Source organism: uncultured Faecalibacterium sp. (genome assembly GCF_900066275.1).
Taxonomy (GTDB): Bacteria; Bacillota; Clostridia; order Oscillospirales; family Ruminococcaceae; genus Faecalibacterium; species Faecalibacterium taiwanense.
The window spans coordinates 320-17,238 of the sequence record NZ_FMFG01000018.1 but is presented as its reverse complement, the minus strand read 5'-3'; the positions used below and the strand labels follow the sequence as shown (position 1 = coordinate 17,238).

16 protein-coding genes are annotated in these 16,919 nt (G+C 54.9%); 15 read left to right on the top strand and 1 reads right to left on the bottom strand.

Annotated features, from left to right (window positions below; translation table 11 throughout):
• The first annotated feature begins 82 nt into the window (after window positions 1-82).
• The 8 genes from rpsG to QZL71_RS07695 all read left to right on the top strand — a co-directional run bounded on the left by rpsG (window position 83) and on the right by QZL71_RS07695 (window position 8,765).
• Window positions 83-553 (top strand): 30S ribosomal protein S7, encoded by a 471-nt coding sequence (gene rpsG, locus QZL71_RS07730; protein WP_005930552.1) that lies wholly within the window; start codon window positions 83-85, stop codon window positions 551-553.
• Between the two features lie 24 nt (window positions 554-577).
• Window positions 578-2,704 (top strand): elongation factor G, encoded by a 2,127-nt coding sequence (fusA, locus tag QZL71_RS07725; RefSeq protein WP_082210838.1) that lies wholly within the window; start codon window positions 578-580, stop codon window positions 2,702-2,704.
• A 175-nt stretch (window positions 2,705-2,879) separates the two neighbouring features.
• The gene (tuf, locus tag QZL71_RS07720; protein ID WP_005940209.1) at window positions 2,880-4,085 is read left to right on the top strand and encodes an elongation factor Tu; all 1,206 of its coding nucleotides are present in this window, start codon (window positions 2,880-2,882) and stop codon (window positions 4,083-4,085) included.
• Window positions 4,086-4,352: 267 nt separating this feature from the next.
• Window positions 4,353-4,985, top strand: a complete 633-nt coding sequence (locus QZL71_RS07715) for a GyrI-like domain-containing protein (RefSeq protein ID WP_120079525.1) — start codon at window positions 4,353-4,355, stop codon at window positions 4,983-4,985.
• A 102-nt stretch (window positions 4,986-5,087) separates the two neighbouring features.
• Window positions 5,088-6,638 carry a glutamine-hydrolyzing GMP synthase gene (gene guaA / locus QZL71_RS07710; RefSeq protein ID WP_044953447.1) on the top strand — a complete coding sequence of 517 codons (1,551 nt, stop codon included), beginning with the start codon at window positions 5,088-5,090 and terminating at the stop codon, window positions 6,636-6,638.
• 264 nt (window positions 6,639-6,902) lie between these two features.
• Entirely contained in the window at window positions 6,903-7,163 is a 261-nt protein-coding gene (locus QZL71_RS07705) for a hypothetical protein (RefSeq protein ID WP_294648416.1), read from the top strand.
• A gap of 113 nt (window positions 7,164-7,276) precedes the next feature.
• A complete protein-coding gene (locus QZL71_RS07700) occupies window positions 7,277-7,834 on the top strand; it encodes a TetR/AcrR family transcriptional regulator (RefSeq protein WP_097781913.1) in 558 nt (185 codons plus the stop codon).
• Between the two features lie 265 nt (window positions 7,835-8,099).
• The gene (locus tag QZL71_RS07695) at window positions 8,100-8,765 is read left to right on the top strand and encodes a hypothetical protein (RefSeq protein WP_207698236.1); all 666 of its coding nucleotides are present in this window, start codon (window positions 8,100-8,102) and stop codon (window positions 8,763-8,765) included.
• Window positions 8,766-8,950: 185 nt separating this feature from the next.
• Here QZL71_RS07695 and QZL71_RS07690 read toward each other — a convergent pair whose 3' ends face one another.
• Window positions 8,951-10,906, bottom strand: coding sequence for a glycerophosphodiester phosphodiesterase family protein (locus QZL71_RS07690; protein ID WP_294648415.1), 1,956 nt, complete (start codon window positions 10,904-10,906; stop codon window positions 8,951-8,953).
• Window positions 10,907-11,271: 365 nt separating this feature from the next.
• Here QZL71_RS07690 and QZL71_RS07685 point away from each other — a divergent pair, with 365 nt between their 5' ends.
• The 7 genes from QZL71_RS07685 to gmk form a co-directional block, all read left to right on the top strand.
• Window positions 11,272-12,591 carry a carboxyl transferase domain-containing protein gene (locus QZL71_RS07685; protein WP_005940230.1) on the top strand — a complete coding sequence of 440 codons (1,320 nt, stop codon included), beginning with the start codon at window positions 11,272-11,274 and terminating at the stop codon, window positions 12,589-12,591.
• Between the two features lie 49 nt (window positions 12,592-12,640).
• A complete protein-coding gene (locus QZL71_RS07680) occupies window positions 12,641-13,021 on the top strand; it encodes a biotin/lipoyl-containing protein (protein WP_005940233.1) in 381 nt (126 codons plus the stop codon).
• A 16-nt stretch (window positions 13,022-13,037) separates the two neighbouring features.
• Window positions 13,038-14,441 carry an oxaloacetate decarboxylase subunit alpha gene (locus tag QZL71_RS07675; RefSeq protein WP_005940236.1) on the top strand — a complete coding sequence of 468 codons (1,404 nt, stop codon included), beginning with the start codon at window positions 13,038-13,040 and terminating at the stop codon, window positions 14,439-14,441.
• 185 nt (window positions 14,442-14,626) lie between these two features.
• Window positions 14,627-14,968: a transposase family protein gene (locus QZL71_RS07670; RefSeq protein ID WP_118528073.1), complete on the top strand. Its 342-nt coding sequence runs from the start codon at window positions 14,627-14,629 to the stop codon at window positions 14,966-14,968.
• Between the two features lie 231 nt (window positions 14,969-15,199).
• Complete coding sequence (locus QZL71_RS07665; protein ID WP_097774851.1) at window positions 15,200-16,078, top strand: YicC/YloC family endoribonuclease; 879 nt, start codon at window positions 15,200-15,202, stop codon at window positions 16,076-16,078.
• Between the two features lie 22 nt (window positions 16,079-16,100).
• Complete coding sequence (locus QZL71_RS07660) at window positions 16,101-16,382, top strand: DUF370 domain-containing protein (RefSeq protein ID WP_097777947.1); 282 nt, start codon at window positions 16,101-16,103, stop codon at window positions 16,380-16,382.
• The coding region (gene gmk, locus QZL71_RS07655) for a guanylate kinase (RefSeq protein WP_294648414.1) at window positions 16,369-16,919 on the top strand (551 nt) is incomplete at its 3' end. The genes QZL71_RS07660 and gmk, both read left to right, overlap by 14 nt.

Genomic DNA, 16,919 nt, shown 5'->3' with positions numbered 1-16,919 from the left:
AAAGGTCAGCTCTTTGTGACACAACGGGAGTTTTATTACTTTCGAGTACCGATGATATCATTCTGTGAAGGAGGGAAGAAAGATGCCTAGAAGAGGTAACATTGCTAAGCGCGATGTCTTAGCTGATCCTATTTACAATTCCAAGATGGTCACTCGTCTGGTCAACAGCGTTATGCTGGATGGCAAGAAGGGCGTCGCTCAGAAGATCGTTTACGAGGCTTTCTCCATGATTCAGGAGAAGACCGGCAACGATCCTCTGGAGACTTTCGAGAAGGCGATGGAGAACATCATGCCCAGCCTCGAGTGCAAGACCCGCCGCGTTGGCGGTGCTAACTACCAGGTTCCTCTGGAAGTCAGCCCGGCTCGCCGCGAGACCCTGGGTCTGCGCTGGCTGACTGCCTACAGCCGCAGCCGTGGTGAGAAGACCATGGCTCAGCGTCTGGCTGCTGAAATCATGGATGCTGCCAACAACACTGGTAACGCCGTGAAGAAGCGTGAGGATACTCACAAGATGGCAGAGGCTAACAAGGCTTTCGCTCATTTCCGTTATTGATCTGTTCTGTAGGAGGTTAATTTCATGGCTACACCCAGAGAAGTTTCTCTTCAGATGACGAGAAATATCGGCATTATGGCCCACATTGATGCTGGTAAGACTACTACTACCGAGCGTATTCTGTACTACACCGGTATCAACCACAAGATCGGCGAAGTTCATGATGGCGGCGCTACCATGGACTGGATGGTTCAGGAGCAGGAGCGTGGTATCACCATCACTTCCGCTGCTACCACCTGCTACTGGAGCCACTCTGAGACCCAGAAGGACCCGGTTGCATTCAAGAAGAACCGTCACCGCATCAACATCATCGACACCCCGGGCCACGTGGACTTCACTGTTGAGGTCCAGCGTTCCCTGCGCGTGCTGGACGGTTCTGTGACCGTTCTGGCTGCAAAGGGCGGTGTTGAGCCGCAGTCTGAGACCGTTTGGCGTCAGGCTGACGAGTACAAGGTTCCCCGTATGGTGTACGTTAACAAGATGGACACCATGGGTGCTGACTTCTTCCGCTGCATCAAGATGCTGCACGATCGTCTGCACGCAAACGGCGTGGCGATCCAGCTTCCTATCGGTCAGGAGGATACCTTCCGCGGTATCGTTGACCTGGTCGATATGAACGCTGAGGTCTACTACGACGATATGGGCAACGACATGCGTACCGAGCCCATTCCTGAGGATATGCGTGAGCAGGCTGAGGAGTATCACAACATCCTGATCGAGGCTGTTGCTGAGAACGACGAAGAGCTCATGGAAAAGTACCTCGAGGGCGAGGAAATCACCCGTGCCGAGCTGAAGGCTGCGATCCGCAAGGAGACCATCGCCAACACTCTGGTGCCTGTGACCTGCGGCTCTTCCTATAAGAACCGCGGCGTGCAGAAGCTGCTGGACGCTATCGTTGACTATATGCCCGCTCCTACCGATGTCCCTGACATCAAGGGCGTGAATCCCGAGACTGAGGAAGAGGAGACCCGTCCGTCTTCCGACGACGCTCCCTTCGCAGCTCTGGCCTTCAAGATCGCTACCGACCCGTTCGTTGGTAAGCTGGCATACTTCCGTGTTTACTCCGGTAAGGTTGAGGCAGGTACCACTGTCTACAACTCCGTGAAGGACAGCAAGGAGCGTATGGGCCGCATCCTGCAGATGCATTCTAACCACCGCAAGGATATCGACTGCTGCTACGCAGGTGATATCGCTGCTGTTGTCGGTCTGAAGAACACCACTACCGGTGACACTCTGTGTGATGAGAATCATCCCATCATTCTGGAGTCCATGAAGTTCCCTGAGCCTGTTATCCGCGTTGCCATCGAGCCTAAGACCAAGGCCGGCAACGAGAAGATGGGCATCGCGCTGGCAAAGCTGGCCGAAGAGGATCCGACCTTCAAGACCTACACTGACGAAGAGACCGGTCAGACCATCATCGCCGGTATGGGCGAGCTGCACCTGGAGATCATCGTTGACCGTCTGCTGCGTGAGTTCAAGGTTGAAGCAAACGTGGGTGCACCTCAGGTTGCTTACCGTGAGACCATCCGCAAAGAGGCCAACCAGGAGACCAAGTACGCACGTCAGTCCGGTGGTAAGGGCCAGTACGGTCATGTTAAGATCAAGATCGAGCCCAACGAGCCCGGCAAGGGTTACGAGTTCGTCAACGCCATCGTTGGCGGTGCTATCCCGAAGGAATACATCCCGGCTATCGACAACGGTATCCAGGGTGCTATGAAGTCCGGTGTTCTGGCTGGCTATCCTGTCGTTGATGTCAAGGTTACCCTGTGGGATGGTTCTTATCATGAGGTCGACTCCTCTGAAATGGCCTTCTCCATTGCTGGTTCTATGGCGTTCAAGGATGCTATGCGCAAGGCTGATCCTATCATCACTGAGCCTATCATGAAGGTTGCAGTTATCGTTCCCGATGAGTATCTGGGCGATGTTATCGGCGACCTGAATGCACGCCGTGGTCAGATCCAGGGCATGGAAGCTATGGCTGGTACTCAGCGCGTCAATGCATTTGTGCCTCTGGCTCAGATGTTCGGCTACGCTACCGACCTGCGTTCCAAGACTCAGGGCCGTGGCCAGTATGTCATGGAGCCGTCTCACTACGAGCCGGTGCCCAAGAACATTGCTGACCAGATCATCGCTGGCCGCACCAAGGGCTGATTCCTGAAAAATGGATAAAGATTTTGCCGGGGTAGTGTAACCTCGGCAAAATTTCCTGTAAAAGCACTTGATTTTACAGGGCAAATTTAGTAGAATAGCCTTGCAATGCAATGTCTGCATCTTGCAGGGTTGTTGTAACCAAATATCAAAACCTAAATTAAGGGAGGATATTCCAATGGCTGAAAAGGCAAAGTTCGACCGTTCTAAGCCGCATGTGAACATCGGCACCATCGGTCACGTTGACCACGGCAAGACCACTCTGACCGCCGCTATCACCAAGTACCTGGCTCTGAAGGGCGACGCAGACTTCATGGATTATGCCAACATCGATAAGGCTCCTGAGGAGCGTGCTCGTGGTATCACGATCAACTCCGCTCACGTTGAGTATCAGACCGACGCTCGTCACTATGCTCACGTTGACTGCCCGGGCCATGCTGACTACGTCAAGAACATGATCACTGGTGCTGCTCAGATGGACGGCGCTATCCTGGTCGTTGCTGCTACCGATGGTCCCATGCCCCAGACCCGTGAGCACATCCTGCTGGCTCGTCAGGTCGGCGTGCCCTATATCGTCGTGTTCATGAACAAGTGCGATATGGTCGACGACGAAGAGCTGCTGGATCTGGTTGAGATGGAGATCCGTGAGCTGCTGACCGAGTACGACTTCCCCGGCGACGACACCCCGATCATTCGTGGTTCCGCTCTGAAGGCTCTGGAGTCTACCTCCACTGATCCCAATGCTCCCGAGTATGCTTGCATCAAGGAGCTGATGGACGCTGTTGACACCTATATCCCCAACCCCGATCGTGAGGAAGACAAGCCCTTCCTGATGCCCATCGAGGATGTCATGACCATTTCTGGCCGTGGTACTGTTGCAACCGGTCGTGTTGAGCGTGGTATTGCTAAGGTTGGCGATGCTATGGAGATCGTCGGCATCAAGCCCGATCGTCTGAGCACCACCATTACCGGTCTGGAAATGTTCCGTAAGTCTCTGGACTTCGCTGAGGCTGGCGATAACATCGGCGCTCTGCTGCGTGGTGTTGATCGTACTCAGATCGAGCGTGGTCAGGTTCTGGCTAAGCCCGGTTCCGTGCACCCCCACAAGACCTTCGAGTCTCAGGTGTACGTTCTGACCAAGGACGAAGGCGGCCGTCACACCCCGTTCTTCTCCAACTATCGTCCTCAGTTCTACTTCCGCACCACCGACGTGACCGGTATCATCACTCTGCCCGAAGGCACTGAGATGTGCATGCCCGGCGATAACGTCATGATGCACGTTGAGCTGCTGACCCCTGTTGCTATGGAAGAGGGCCTGCGTTTCGCTATCCGTGAGGGTGGCCGTACCGTTGGTTCTGGCGTTGTTGGCAAGATCATTGAGTGATTATGACCCTTCGCGCCTTTCCTAAGGCTAAAGGTTAAACTTACGAGAGACCTTCCCATTCCGGAGAGTGGGAAGGTCTCTTTTTGCTTTAGATCTTCTGTCCGTAAGGGCAGGGGATTTTTTTTGCAGCATGTCACAACTCTTTGTTTACAAAACAAGGTTGTTCTGGTATACTGAAAAAGGAAATGCTGGAAAAGTCCTATCGGCTGGTGCTGAGGGAATTCAGCAAAAAGAAGCAGCGAGAACTTCTGGAAGGTGTGAAGAGTAATGCCGTTTGATTATAAGAAAGAGTACAGGGAATTTTATCTCCCGCCGAAAAAACCGCATCTGATTACGATACCGCGTATGAATTTTGTGGCAGTGCACGGCAAGGGCGACCCGAATGCTCCGGGTGGAGCCTATCAGGAGGCTATGGGAGTGCTGTACGGCATTGCTTTCACCATCAAAATGAGCTATAAGGGCAGCCACAAGATGGACGGCTATTTTGAATATGTGGTTCCACCGTTGGAGGGCTTGTGGCATCAGAAGGGCGTGGATGGCGTTGACTATGCACATAAAGAAACATTTGAGTGGACATCCATGATCCGACTGCCAGAATTCGTGACGCCGGAAGCGTTTGATTGGGCCGTACAGGAAGCAACGGCCAAAAAGAAAAAGGATTTTTCCAAGGCGGAATTTCTGACCTATGACGAGGGACTTTGCGTTCAGTGCCTGCATATCGGCCCTTATGATGAAGAACCGAAAACGCTGGCGCAGATGGATGCCTTTGCCGTAGAGCAGGGGTATAGGCTTGATTTTTCAGAGACACGCTTCCACCACGAAATTTATCTGAGTGATCCTCGCCGCGCTGCACCGGGAACACTGAAAACAGTTCTGCGGCATCCCATACGTGAAAAATAAAAACAGGAAAATTCACAAATGATGTCGCTTTTATTTGGCAGATGTGCTATACTGATTCTATCTGTAGAAACACATTGAATGGATAAGGGAGGAGAGAACTTCATGCAGCATGAAACTGTCATCGTGCTGGACTTTGGCGGCCAGTACAATCAGCTGATCGCGCGCCGCGTCCGCGAGAACAATGTCTACTGTGAAATCTATTCCTATAAAACCGATCTGTCGGTTATCAAGGCAAAGAACCCCAAGGGTATCATCTTTACCGGTGGCCCCAACAGCGTTTATCTGGAAGATTCCCCCACGATCGACCCTGAGATCTTCAACTGGGGTGTGCCTGTGCTGGGCATCTGCTACGGCAGCCAGCTGATGATGCATCTGCTGGGCGGCCATGTCTGCCGCGCACCGGAGCGCGAGTACGGCAAGACTGAGGTGTTCGTGGACACGAACAGCAAGATGTTCACCGATGTGCAGCCCTCCACCATTTGCTGGATGAGCCACAACGACTATATTGAGCAGGCAGCGCCCGGCTTTAAGATCACTGCTCACACGGTCAACTGCCCGGTAGCTGCGGCAGAGAACGCTGAGAAGGGCCTGTACGCGGTCCAGTTCCATCCGGAAGTGCTGCACACTGCGGAAGGCAAGAAGATGCTGCGCAACTTCGTGTACAACGTCTGCGGCTGCACCGGCGACTGGAAGATGGACTCCTTTGTGGAAAACAACGTCAAGGCCCTGCGTGAGCGCATCGGCGATGGCAAGGTGCTGTGCGCCTTGTCCGGCGGCGTGGATTCCTCCGTTCTGGCAGCTATGCTGGCTAAGGCCATCGGCAAGCAGCTGACCTGCGTGTTCGTGGATCACGGTCTGCTGCGTAAGAACGAGAAGGAAGAGGTCTGCTCTGTATTCGGCCCGGGCAATGCCAACGGCTTTGATATCAACTTTATCTGTGTGGATGCCCGCGAACGTTACTTTGCAAAGCTGGCTGGTGTCACCGAGCCGGAGCGCAAGCGCAAGATCATCGGCGAAGAGTTCATCCGTGTGTTTGAAGAGCAGGCCAAGAAGATCGGCAAGGTGGATTTTCTGGCACAGGGTACCATTTACCCGGATGTCGTTGAGAGCGGTCTGGGCGGTGAGTCCACTGTTATCAAGAGCCACCACAACGTCGGCGGTCTGCCCGACACCGTGGACTTCAAGGAGTTGGTGGAGCCGCTGCGCAACCTGTTCAAAGACGAGGTGCGTCAGGCTGGCCGTGAGCTGGGCCTGCCCGAATATCTGGTCAGCCGTCAGCCGTTCCCCGGCCCGGGTCTTGGCATCCGCATCATCGGTGAGGTGACCCCGGAGAAGGTGGCTATTGTGCAGGATGCCGATGCGATCTGGCGTGAGGAGATCGCAAAGGCGGGTCTGGATAAGGAGATCAGCCAGTACTATGCAGCCTTGACCAACATGCACAGTGTGGGCGTCATGGGCGACGAGCGCACCTATGATTACGCTGTGGCGCTGCGTGCTGTGACCACCACCGACTTCATGACTGCAGAGAGCTATAATATGCCCTGGGATGTTCTGGGCACTGTCACCAGCCGCATCGTCAATGAGGTCAAGCATGTGAACCGCGTGTTCTATGATTGCACCGGTAAGCCGCCGGCAACCATTGAGCTCGAATAATGGAATTACGCGAACTTTCAACGTTGCTATGAGCAAAATCGAAAGAAAAATCGCGCTGTGACATTAGTTTGACATTAAGCTGCGAAAAAGCACACAGAATTATAATTCAACGAGCCTTCGCGGTTTAACATTTGAGAATAATTTGAAAGCCCCGGAAAGTTACGAGTTTACGTTTCTTTCCGGGGCTTTTTGACATTATTGACATTAAGAAATGACCGTGACATTATCGAAAATAAGGCGCTGTTGCCTGACAGTGGGGTGATAATGGATCTTGAATCCGGCGGCACGGGCAGAGCATCAATGTGTAGCACGATTGCACAGATGAATGAGGAATTTTCCTTCAACGGAAAGCTGGAAGAGCACCTGCGAATCGGCTTTAATTTGGAATTTTTGAGCGAGGTTTTGAAGTCGATGGAAGGAGACGAGGTCAGCGCATGGGTGGTCGGCCATCTGTCCCCCGTAGCCAATGCAGAAACCTGTGTTTGGTTTGTAAACTTTCAGCTGATTCATATTTTCCATTCGTGAACATGGCTCAAAGGGATAACCACAAAAATATAAACCTTTTATGAAATCCTCTTGACAAAGTGGGAACGGGCAGTATAATAAAAATGAACATTGTTCATATTGAGGGTGACCACATGAATACAATCGTAACCTCCAAGGAAGATATCTTAAAAAACAGCCGTGAGCTTATCCGGGAAAAGGGCTGGGCGGCGGTCAGTATCCGTTCTGTCGCCTCGGCATGCGGGGTCTCGGTCGGCTCGATCTACAACTATTATGACTCCAAGGCTGAGCTTATCAGCGCCACGGTCGAGAGCGTCTGGTGCGAAATTTTCCACCGCCCGCAGGACGAGGCCGTATTTCAGGATGTGCAGACCTGTGTCAAATGGATGTATGAGCGCATGGCCTACGGCTGTGAGCAGTATCCTGGATTCTTCACACTGCACTCTCTCGGCTTTATGCAGGAGGACAAGGCCGATGGCAAACGGCACATGCAGCAAATCTGGCACCATATCTTAAATGGTCTGTGTACGGTGCTGCAACAGGATACCAAAATCCGTCCGGACGCTTTTAACGCGCAATTCACCGTTGAAAAATTTGCCGATGTTCTATTTTCGCTGATGCTGTCTGCCTTGCTGCGGCAGGACTACGACCCCGCCGCTGTGCTGGAAATCGTGCGCAGAACCTTATATTGACTGCATTTTTTTCCCACACTGCTGTGGGAATTTTATAATGTCCAAAATGAACAGTGTTCACTCAAGGGAGACACTCATAGGAAAGTTCATCGCAATATCCTGTTGCTGCTCGCCTGTCTTGTGTGGAGGAATGCAAGCTTCAACATCCTGCGCTTTGAATGCAACTTTGCCGAGCAAGCCCTTGATGACCGTAAAAACTAAGTCGGCCCTGCAAAAAAATGCAGTGTTACAATCAATTTAATCTATCAACAAGGAGCAATCAACTATGCAAGCAATCGTAGAAACTGTTTTTGATGCGGTGTATCTGGTATCCGTCATCACCATCGGTATCCTGATGATTTGTGGCTGCAAGGGCAACCACCAGTTCAAGCTGTTCGGCCTGATGGCTGTCGTTCTGGGTGCCGGCGACTCGTTCCATCTGATTCCCCGTGCTCTGGCTCTATGCACCACGGGCTTTGAAAACTTTACCGTTCCTCTGGGTCTGGGTAAGTGGATCACCTCTGTGACAATGACTGTCTTTTATGTGCTACTGTACTATGTCTGGCGTGAGCGCTACCGGGTCAAGGGCAACAATGGCCTGACTGCCGCCATCTACGGTCTGGCTGCCGTGCGTGTTATCCTGTGCATGATGCCGCAGAACCAGTGGCTGAGCGCCGAATCCCCGCTGTCCTGGGGCATTTACCGTAACATTCCTTTTGCACTGATGGGCCTGCTGATCATCGTGTTGTTCTACCGCAGTGCCAAGGAGCATGACGACTCGGCTTTTCGCTGGATGTGGATGACCATCGTGCTGAGCTTCGGGTTCTACATTCCCGTTGTTCTTTGGGCCAATACCGTCCCCATGATCGGTATGCTGATGATCCCCAAGACCTGCGCCTATGTGTGGACCGTTCTCATCGGTTATTCTGCTATGAAGAAGGAATGTAAGTGATTTGTTCACAGTACCGATTTATGAAATAAATTGCTTCGTAAAGATCCAAGCTTACCGAATTGGAATGATCTTACTTGATAAAATTGGATCAGGTAAACTTGTAAGCCCCCTGCCGGTGATGAACCGACAGGGGGCTTTTTATGTGTGTACGGGTAGTTTAACAGAATACTTGATGTTTGCCGCGATTACGACGCATCCAGCAATTCGTCCGGGTCCTCAATGGCTTCTTCGATGGTCTCTTCCTCAGGAGTGGGTTCATCGACATCGGACGGAGCGAACAGGTCACGGATGAAGTCGCGCAGGAGGACGAGGCTGTTGTCAAGGTCGGCATCCTCGCTCAGCAGCTGCTGGATCATATCCGGCTTATCGGTGATCAAGTCGTCCACGCCGATGCTCAGCAGTTCGCTGGCATCCTCTTCGCGGTTGACGGTCCATGCGGAGATCGTCTTGCTGCGCTTATGGATCTGCTGCACCATACCGGAGGTGATAAAGGTGGACTGTACGCTGAAGAAATCTGCGGCAGGCAGATCGTAATAACTGCCCACGCCCAGTGCAAGGATATAGCCGGTCCGGATCTCCGGTGCCAGCTCCTTGACCTTGCAGAGGGTTTCATAACTCTGCGAGGTGATGGTGCAGTCCTGCGCAAAGCCTTTTTCGCGGATGATGCGGATGGTTTCCGCTTCCAGCTCCGGGGTGGCGGCATTGGGCTTGATCTCAATGTTCAGCTGGATCTTACCTTTGCACAGGTCCAGCACTTCTTCCAGTGTGGGAACTTTGGCACCAGTGTACTTCTGGCCGAACCAGCGCCCGGCATCCAGCTTGCGAACCTCGTGATAGGTCAGGTCGTAGATGTTCTCGTTGCGGCCGGTGCAGCGGCGCAGGCTGGTATCGTGGGTCACCATGACCACGCCGTCCCTGGTCATCTGCACATCCAGCTCGGCCCACTCGCAGCCTTGATCGATGGCCAGCTGGAAAGCGGGCAGGGTGTTTTCCGGTGCGGCAGCGGAGTAGCCGCGGTGCGCGGTGACTACCGGCGCAACGCCGCCCAGCATGGAGAGCAGCTCGTCGTCTCTGGGCAGGGCAAGGTAACAGAATGCCAGCGCAAAGGTGAGCAGAGTAGCACCCGCAACCGATGCACCCAAAAGCAGCCTGCCGGTGGAACGGTGATGCTTTCCGCTCTGGACCGGCTCCGGCTCAGAGGGGAGAGACTCCCGCAGGCGGCAGTGCAGCATGGCGAGGATCGTGCACTGCGCCATGGTGATGGCGCAGTCGATCAGGAACTGGAAGAAAGGCATCTCAATGGCCAGCGCCGCGCGGGACAGTGCAAACATGGCCTGTGTGCTCTGCAGCCCGACCGCGATGATGATGCCGTACAGCGGCACGGCAACCGCTGCCGTCAGCAGCAGGGAACGCAGGACGACCGAGAGGTTCCAGCGCAGCAGCAAAAGAAAAGCACGGAAGACGCGCCTGCGGATGCAGCAAAAGCTTTCCTTTACCGACTGCCACAGGCTTTTGCGCTCCAGCACGAACAGCGGCAGCACCAGCACCCAGCTGACACAGAGGAACAGCAAGGCGGCACCGGCAGCCAGATAGAGCAGGTAATACCGGCTGTTTGCCCGGATGACACCCATGATGTATTCCGGCACGGCAAGCTGCGTGATATAGTTATAGGCGAGGAAAAAATTGGTGAACGGGATCAGCACGGCACTGTAGACCAGAACGAGCCAGTTCTGCGGCAGGAATGCGTGGCGGATATCTGCAAGAGAGGTGCGCAGCAGGGCAGGCAGGCGGATCGTTTCGCCCTTGCGGGCAAGATCCAGCCCATGCAGCAGGACGGAAAACTCATACAGCGCCCAGAACGCGGTCAGGATGGCAATGAGCGTGATGCACAGGATGATCGCGGGGGAGGAAAAGATATCGGAAGCATTGTTGTTGCTCAGGTAGTGCATGGGTGCGAACCGCAGCGTGAGCGACCAGAGCTGCTGCATCAGGGGGACGAACAGCAGGTTCGTTGCAGCCTTATACAGGACGATGACCGCGAGCAGGGGAATCTCGGCGCGGCGGATGATAGCCCGGGCGGAGTGCTTCATGGAGTTGTAGGTTTCGTTGGAGGCGCGGAGTGAAGTGAGCAGATCTTTCAATTTGACATGGCCTTCCTTTTATATTCTGCAAAATGACCCGCCCCGAAGCTTCCCGGCGGGCTGTTCTGCGAAAAAAATTTACATATTAAATATAGTGTAACATAACTTCTTATAAAATAAAATGCAGCAGGGGCAGACAGAATCCACAAAATTGAAAGAGAATTTTTGGCAGCTGAGTGTGCGGCGCAAAATGCCCGCAAAAAGGCGAGAAAGCGGAGGAACGATGAATCGTTAAAAAATTGTAGAACTTTGCCGACAGATGTTGATTCGCATGGACTTTTATAGAATCTCTTGCATTTTTATGGAAAATTCAGTATAATAAAACTAATTTTGAAAGCTCACACAGACAACCAGGAGGTCTTACCATGGCTTCAAAGATCAATAAGGGAGAAATCCTCGCCAAGTTTTTTGATGACGGGGAATACACTGCACTGTTTGCTGACGGTGCAGTGAGCGCTGCCTGCGGCTATGCGGCAGGTCAGCAGGCTTACGCTGTTTACCAGAACGGCGAAGCTGTTACCGTAAAGGATGTTGAAAAGAACATCAAGGTTCTGGAGATGGCAGCTCAGACTGGCTGCCCGGTCGTCACCTTCTACAACTCCGTTGGCGCAAAGCTGGCTGAGGGTCTGGACGTGCTGACCGCCAGCGCAAAGCTGAATGCGCAGATCGCAAAGGTTTCCGGCGTGATCCCGCAGGTGGCTGTTGTTCTGGGTGTCTGCGGCGGCACCAGCGCACTGAGCGCTGCCAATGCAGATGTCTGCATCATGGCTGAGGGCGCAGAGCTGTTCTTCACCGCTCCGTTCACCTCTGCTGCCAAGGGCGACAAGGTGGCCGATGCCGGCACCGCAGCCGCCGCTGCAAAGGCTGGCGTGGCTGCCATTGTGGCACCCACTGCTGAGGAAGCTGCCGAGAAAGCTGCTCACATCGTGGGCCTGCTGCCGGCCAACAACCTGACCGGCCCTGCGATCTTTGAGTTCGAGCAGCCCACTGCTGCTCTGGCTGCCGGTGCAGAGCCTGCAAAGGCTGCTGCTGCCGTGGTCGATAAGGACAGCGCTGTGGAGCTGTATGCAGGCTTTGGCAAGTCTGTTTACACCGCATTTGCCACCGTGGGCGGCAACGCCGTGGGCGTTGTGGCCACCGGCAAGACCCTGTGCCACAACTGCGTGGCCAAGGCTTCCCGCTTTGTGCGCCTGTGCGATGCCTTCAGCGTGCCGGTGATCACCATTGTGGATACCGAGGGCTTTGTGCCCAGCGCGACCGATGACATTGCAGGCGGCATCCGTGAGGCTGCCCGTCTGGCTGCTACCTATGCCGACGCTACCACCGCAAAGGTGGCTGTGCTGGCTGGCAAGGCCGTCGGCCCTGTTTACACCGCTCTGGCTGCTGCCGATCTGCGCATTGCCGTGGCTGGCTGCACCGTCAGCGCACTGGAACCCAGCGCAGCGGTCAGCGTCCTGTACAAGGAAGAGATCGATGCTTCCGACAACATCATTGCAGCCACCAACGCAAAGGCTGCTGCTTACACCGCCGAGGTGTGCAGCGCAGCAAATGCAGTTGCCTGCGGCGCTGCTGACCTGACCTGCGATGCAGCCAATGTGCGTGCAAGCGTTGTTGCCGCACTGGAACTGCTGAGCACCAAGCGTGCTGCCCGCCTGCCCAAGAAGCACGGCAACATGGCTCTGTAATCGTCTGTATAAATCTTTTTGATACGATTTTGATTTGGAGGATCCTTCCATGAAGTACTACAATATTACCGTCAATGGCGTTGCTTACAGCGTCTCCGTGGAGGAGACTGCCGCTGGTGCTGCTCCGGTTGCTGCTGCAGCTCCTGCCGCACCCGCTGCTCCTAAGGCTGCTCCGGCTCCCGCTGCTGCTCCCAAGGCTGCTGCAGGCGCTGCTGGTGCCGTTGCCGTCAAGGCTCCCATGCCCGGCAACATTCTGGATGTCAAGGTCAAGGCCGGTGCATCCGTGAAGGCTGGCGACGTGCTGGTGATCCTGGAGGCCATGAAGATGGAGAACGAGATCGTTGCTCCGCAGGATGGCACTGTGGCTTCCATCAACGTCAACAAGGGCGACACCGTCAACTCCGGTGACGTTCTGGTTTCCATGAACTAAGGGAGAGGTGACAATCATGGCCAAAAAGCCGATCAAGGTTACTGAGGTCGTCCTGCGCGATGCCCACCAGTCTCTGCTGGCCACCCGCATGACCATGGATGAGATGCGTCCCATCCTGCCGGAAATGGATAAGATCAACTACTTCTCCGTGGAGTGCTGGGGCGGCGCTACGTTCGACAGCTGCATCCGCTTTCTGGACGAAGACCCGTGGGAGCGCCTGCGCATCCTGCGCAAGGAACTGCCCCACCAGAAGCTGCAGATGCTGTTCCGCGGCCAGAACATGCTGGGCTACCGCCCCTACGCAGACGATGCCGTTGAGTACTTTGTGCAGAAGTCTGTTGCAAACGGCATCGACGTGATCCGTATTTTCGATGCACTGAACGATCCGCGCAACCTGCAGACCGCCATCAAGGCAGCCAACAAGGAAGGCGCTCATGTGCAGGGCTGCATCAGCTACACCCTCAGCCCCGTGCACAACAACGAGTACTTTGCAGCCTACGCCAAGACCCTGGAGGAGATGGGCGCAAACTCCATCTGCATCAAGGATATGGCCGGTCTGCTGACCCCCTATACCTGCTACGATCTGGTGAAAAAGCTGAAGGAGACCGTCAGCATCCCTGTTGACATCCACAGCCACTACACCGCAGGTCTGGCTTCCATGTCCATCCTGAAGGGCATCGAGGCAGGTGCCGACATCATCGATACCGCCATGAGCCCCCTGAGCCTGGGCACCAGCCACATGCCCACCGAGAGTCTGGTCGCTGCCCTGCAGGGCACCGATTACGACACCGGTCTGGATCTGAAGCAGCTGAACGTTGTGCGCGCATACTTTGCAAAGCTGCGCGAGAAGTACATTGCCAACGGCCAGATCAGCCCGAAGAGCCTCGGCGTGGATGCAAACACCCTGCTGTATCAGGTGCCGGGCGGCATGTTCTCCAACATGCTCAAGCAGCTGAAGGATGCCGGCAAGGAAGATAAGCTGGACGAAGTGCTGGCAGAAATCCCCCGCGTCCGCGAGGATGCAGGCTATCCGCCGCTGGTCACCCCCACCAGCCAGATCGTTGGTACGCAGGCTGTGTTCAACGTGATCCTGGGCGAGCGCTACAAGATGGTCACCAAGGAGTTCAAGGGTCTGGTCCACGGTGATTACGGCAAGACTCCCGCTCCCATCAAGCCTGAGTTCACCAAGAAGATCCTGGGCGACGAGCAGCCCATTACCTGCCGCTTTGCTGATACTCTGGCTCCTGAGATGGACAAGCTGAAGGCAGAAGCTGCCAAGTGGGCAACGCAGGAAGAGGATGTGCTGACCTACGCAATGTTCCCGCAGGTGGCACCCAAGTTCTTTGAAAAGCGCAATGCCAAGAAGCAGGGCGTGGACGGCGACCATGTGGACTACACCAATCAGTCTCATCCCGTCTGATCTTTCATAACGGATTCAGGAGCTTCCCGCTTTTGCGGCGGGAGGCTCCTTTTTGTGTTTTGCACCGGATCTGGCCCCAAAAATGGGCGGCGGCTCATTGACATGAAAATCCATCCATTTTATAATGAATCAAAATGGATGCAGCCGACACCCGGGCATCCCCGGAAAAAGAAGAGGTGATCTGCATGAGAAGCATCACGGTACAGCGCCTTGCGGAATTTACAGAGCAGGATTATGAATTTACCTTCGGCATCACCCGGAAGGAATTTGCCCAGATGCTGGAAGCACTGAATGCGGCTTATTGCAAGGAGCACCGGCGCAGGCCGCATTTTACCAAGATCACAATGCAGGATAAGCTGGTGCTGACTTTGCTCTACCGCCGCGAGTACCGCAGCATGGAGAACATTGCGGCAGAATACGGTGTCTCCCGCGATACCATTGCGGACAATATCCACTGGGTGGAGCGCGCACTGCTGAACGCAAATCTGCTGCAGAACAGCGTGACCTGCGTATATAAAACCAACTGAAACAGGCTCTGATACAGGATCGGAAGATTTTGTATCAGAGCTTTTTTGCTTTGCACCGTGTATTGCGGCCGGTTTTGGCGGCGGCACGCAACAGTGCACCTTGAATTTTGGGCCGAAGAATAGTAAAATGAAACTATATGTATCGTAACATGGGTTTGTGTACCCAAAGGCGGATACGTATACCGAAACTTGTAAGCTGAAACACTGAAAATGTAAGAACAGGAGAGCGTTATGATCTTAAGCATGACCGGCTTTGGCCGGGGGACTGCTGTGCGCAATGGCCGTGAGATCACGGTGGAGCTGCGCAGCGTGAATTCCCGCTACTTTGAGTATTCTTCGCGCATCCCGCGCACCTGCAGCTATCTGGACAGCCGCCTGAAAAAGCAGCTCAACGAGCGCATTTCCCGCGGCAAGGTGGAGCTGAGCATGACCGTGCAGAATGTGGACGCTGCCGATACGGTGGTGGCCGTCAACATGGAGCTGGCACGCAGCTACCAGCAGGCCATGCGGGATATTTCGGAACAGCTGGGTGTCAAGAACGATATCTCTGCGGGCGTGCTGACCCGCTTCCCGGATGTGCTCACCACCCGCCACGCGGATGTGGACGAGGAACAGCTGTGGGAAGATGTTTCTGCCGTTACCGCACAGGCGCTGGACCGCTTTGTGGAGATGCGCGCCGCCGAGGGTGCCAAGATGAAGGCAGACGTGGAAAACCGCCTGAACTTCCTCGAGGAGTGCGTGGGCAGGGTGGAGACTTTGAGCGCAGGCCGCGTGGAAGCCTACACCAACCGCCTGTACGAGAAACTCAAGGTCATTCTGGAGGACCGCGATATCGACGATGCCCGCGTGCTGACCGAGGCCGCTATTTTTGGCGATAAGACCGCTGTGGATGAAGAGACGGTGCGCCTGCGCAGCCACATTGCGCAGTACCGCGATATCCTCAAGCTGGACGAGCCGGTGGGCCGCAAGCTGGACTTTTTGACGCAGGAGCTGAACCGCGAGACCAATACCATCGGCTCCAAGTGTCAGGATCTGGATATCACCCGCATCGTGGTGGATATGAAGGCGGAGATCGAAAAGATCCGCGAACAGATCCAGAATCTGGAGTGATACAGAAAATTCGGAGGGGTTTATGAAGCTCATCAACATCGGGTTTGGCAATATGGTCAGTGCAGGCCGTGTGGTGGCAGTGGTCAGCCCGGACTCCGCCCCGGTCAAGCGCCTTGTAAAGGAAGCGCGGGAGCGCGGAATGCTGATCGATGCATCCTATGGCCGCAGCACCCGTGCAGTGCTTATCATGGACTCCGATCATGTGGTGCTCTCGGCGCTTCAGCCGGAAACGGTGGCCAACCGTGCGGCAGGGCAGGAGGGCAAAACACCAACAGAGGAGGAACAGACCCATGGCGAACGATAAATATTTGTTTGTGGTCTCCGGCGCGGCCGGTACCGGCAAGGACAGCGTGGTGAAGGCACTGCGCGAAGCACACCCGGAGATCGAAAAGACTGTTTCCGCCACCACCCGCGCACCGCGTCCCGGTGAGCAGGAGGGCGTGGATTATTATTACCGCACCCGGGAGCAGTTCCAGCAGCTGATCGAGAACGATCAGGTGGTGGAGCACAACTTCTACAACGGCAACTACTACGGTACCCTGCGCGAGGAAGTGGACAAGCGCCTTGCAGCCCGGAAGGTGGTCGTTCTGGTCATCGATGTGCACGGCGCAGCGAACATCCGCCGCATGTTCCCGGGCGCGACCACCGTGTTCCTGCTGCCGCCGTCGGTGGAGGAGCTGGAGCGCCGTCTGCGCGGCCGCGGCACCGAGACCGAGGACAGCATTCAGGAGCGTCTTGCCACCGCCCGGCAGGAGCTGGCCCAGCAGGATAAATTCACCCTGAAGCTGGTTAACGACCAGGTCGATACCTGCGCCGATGCACTGTATCAGGCCATCTGCCA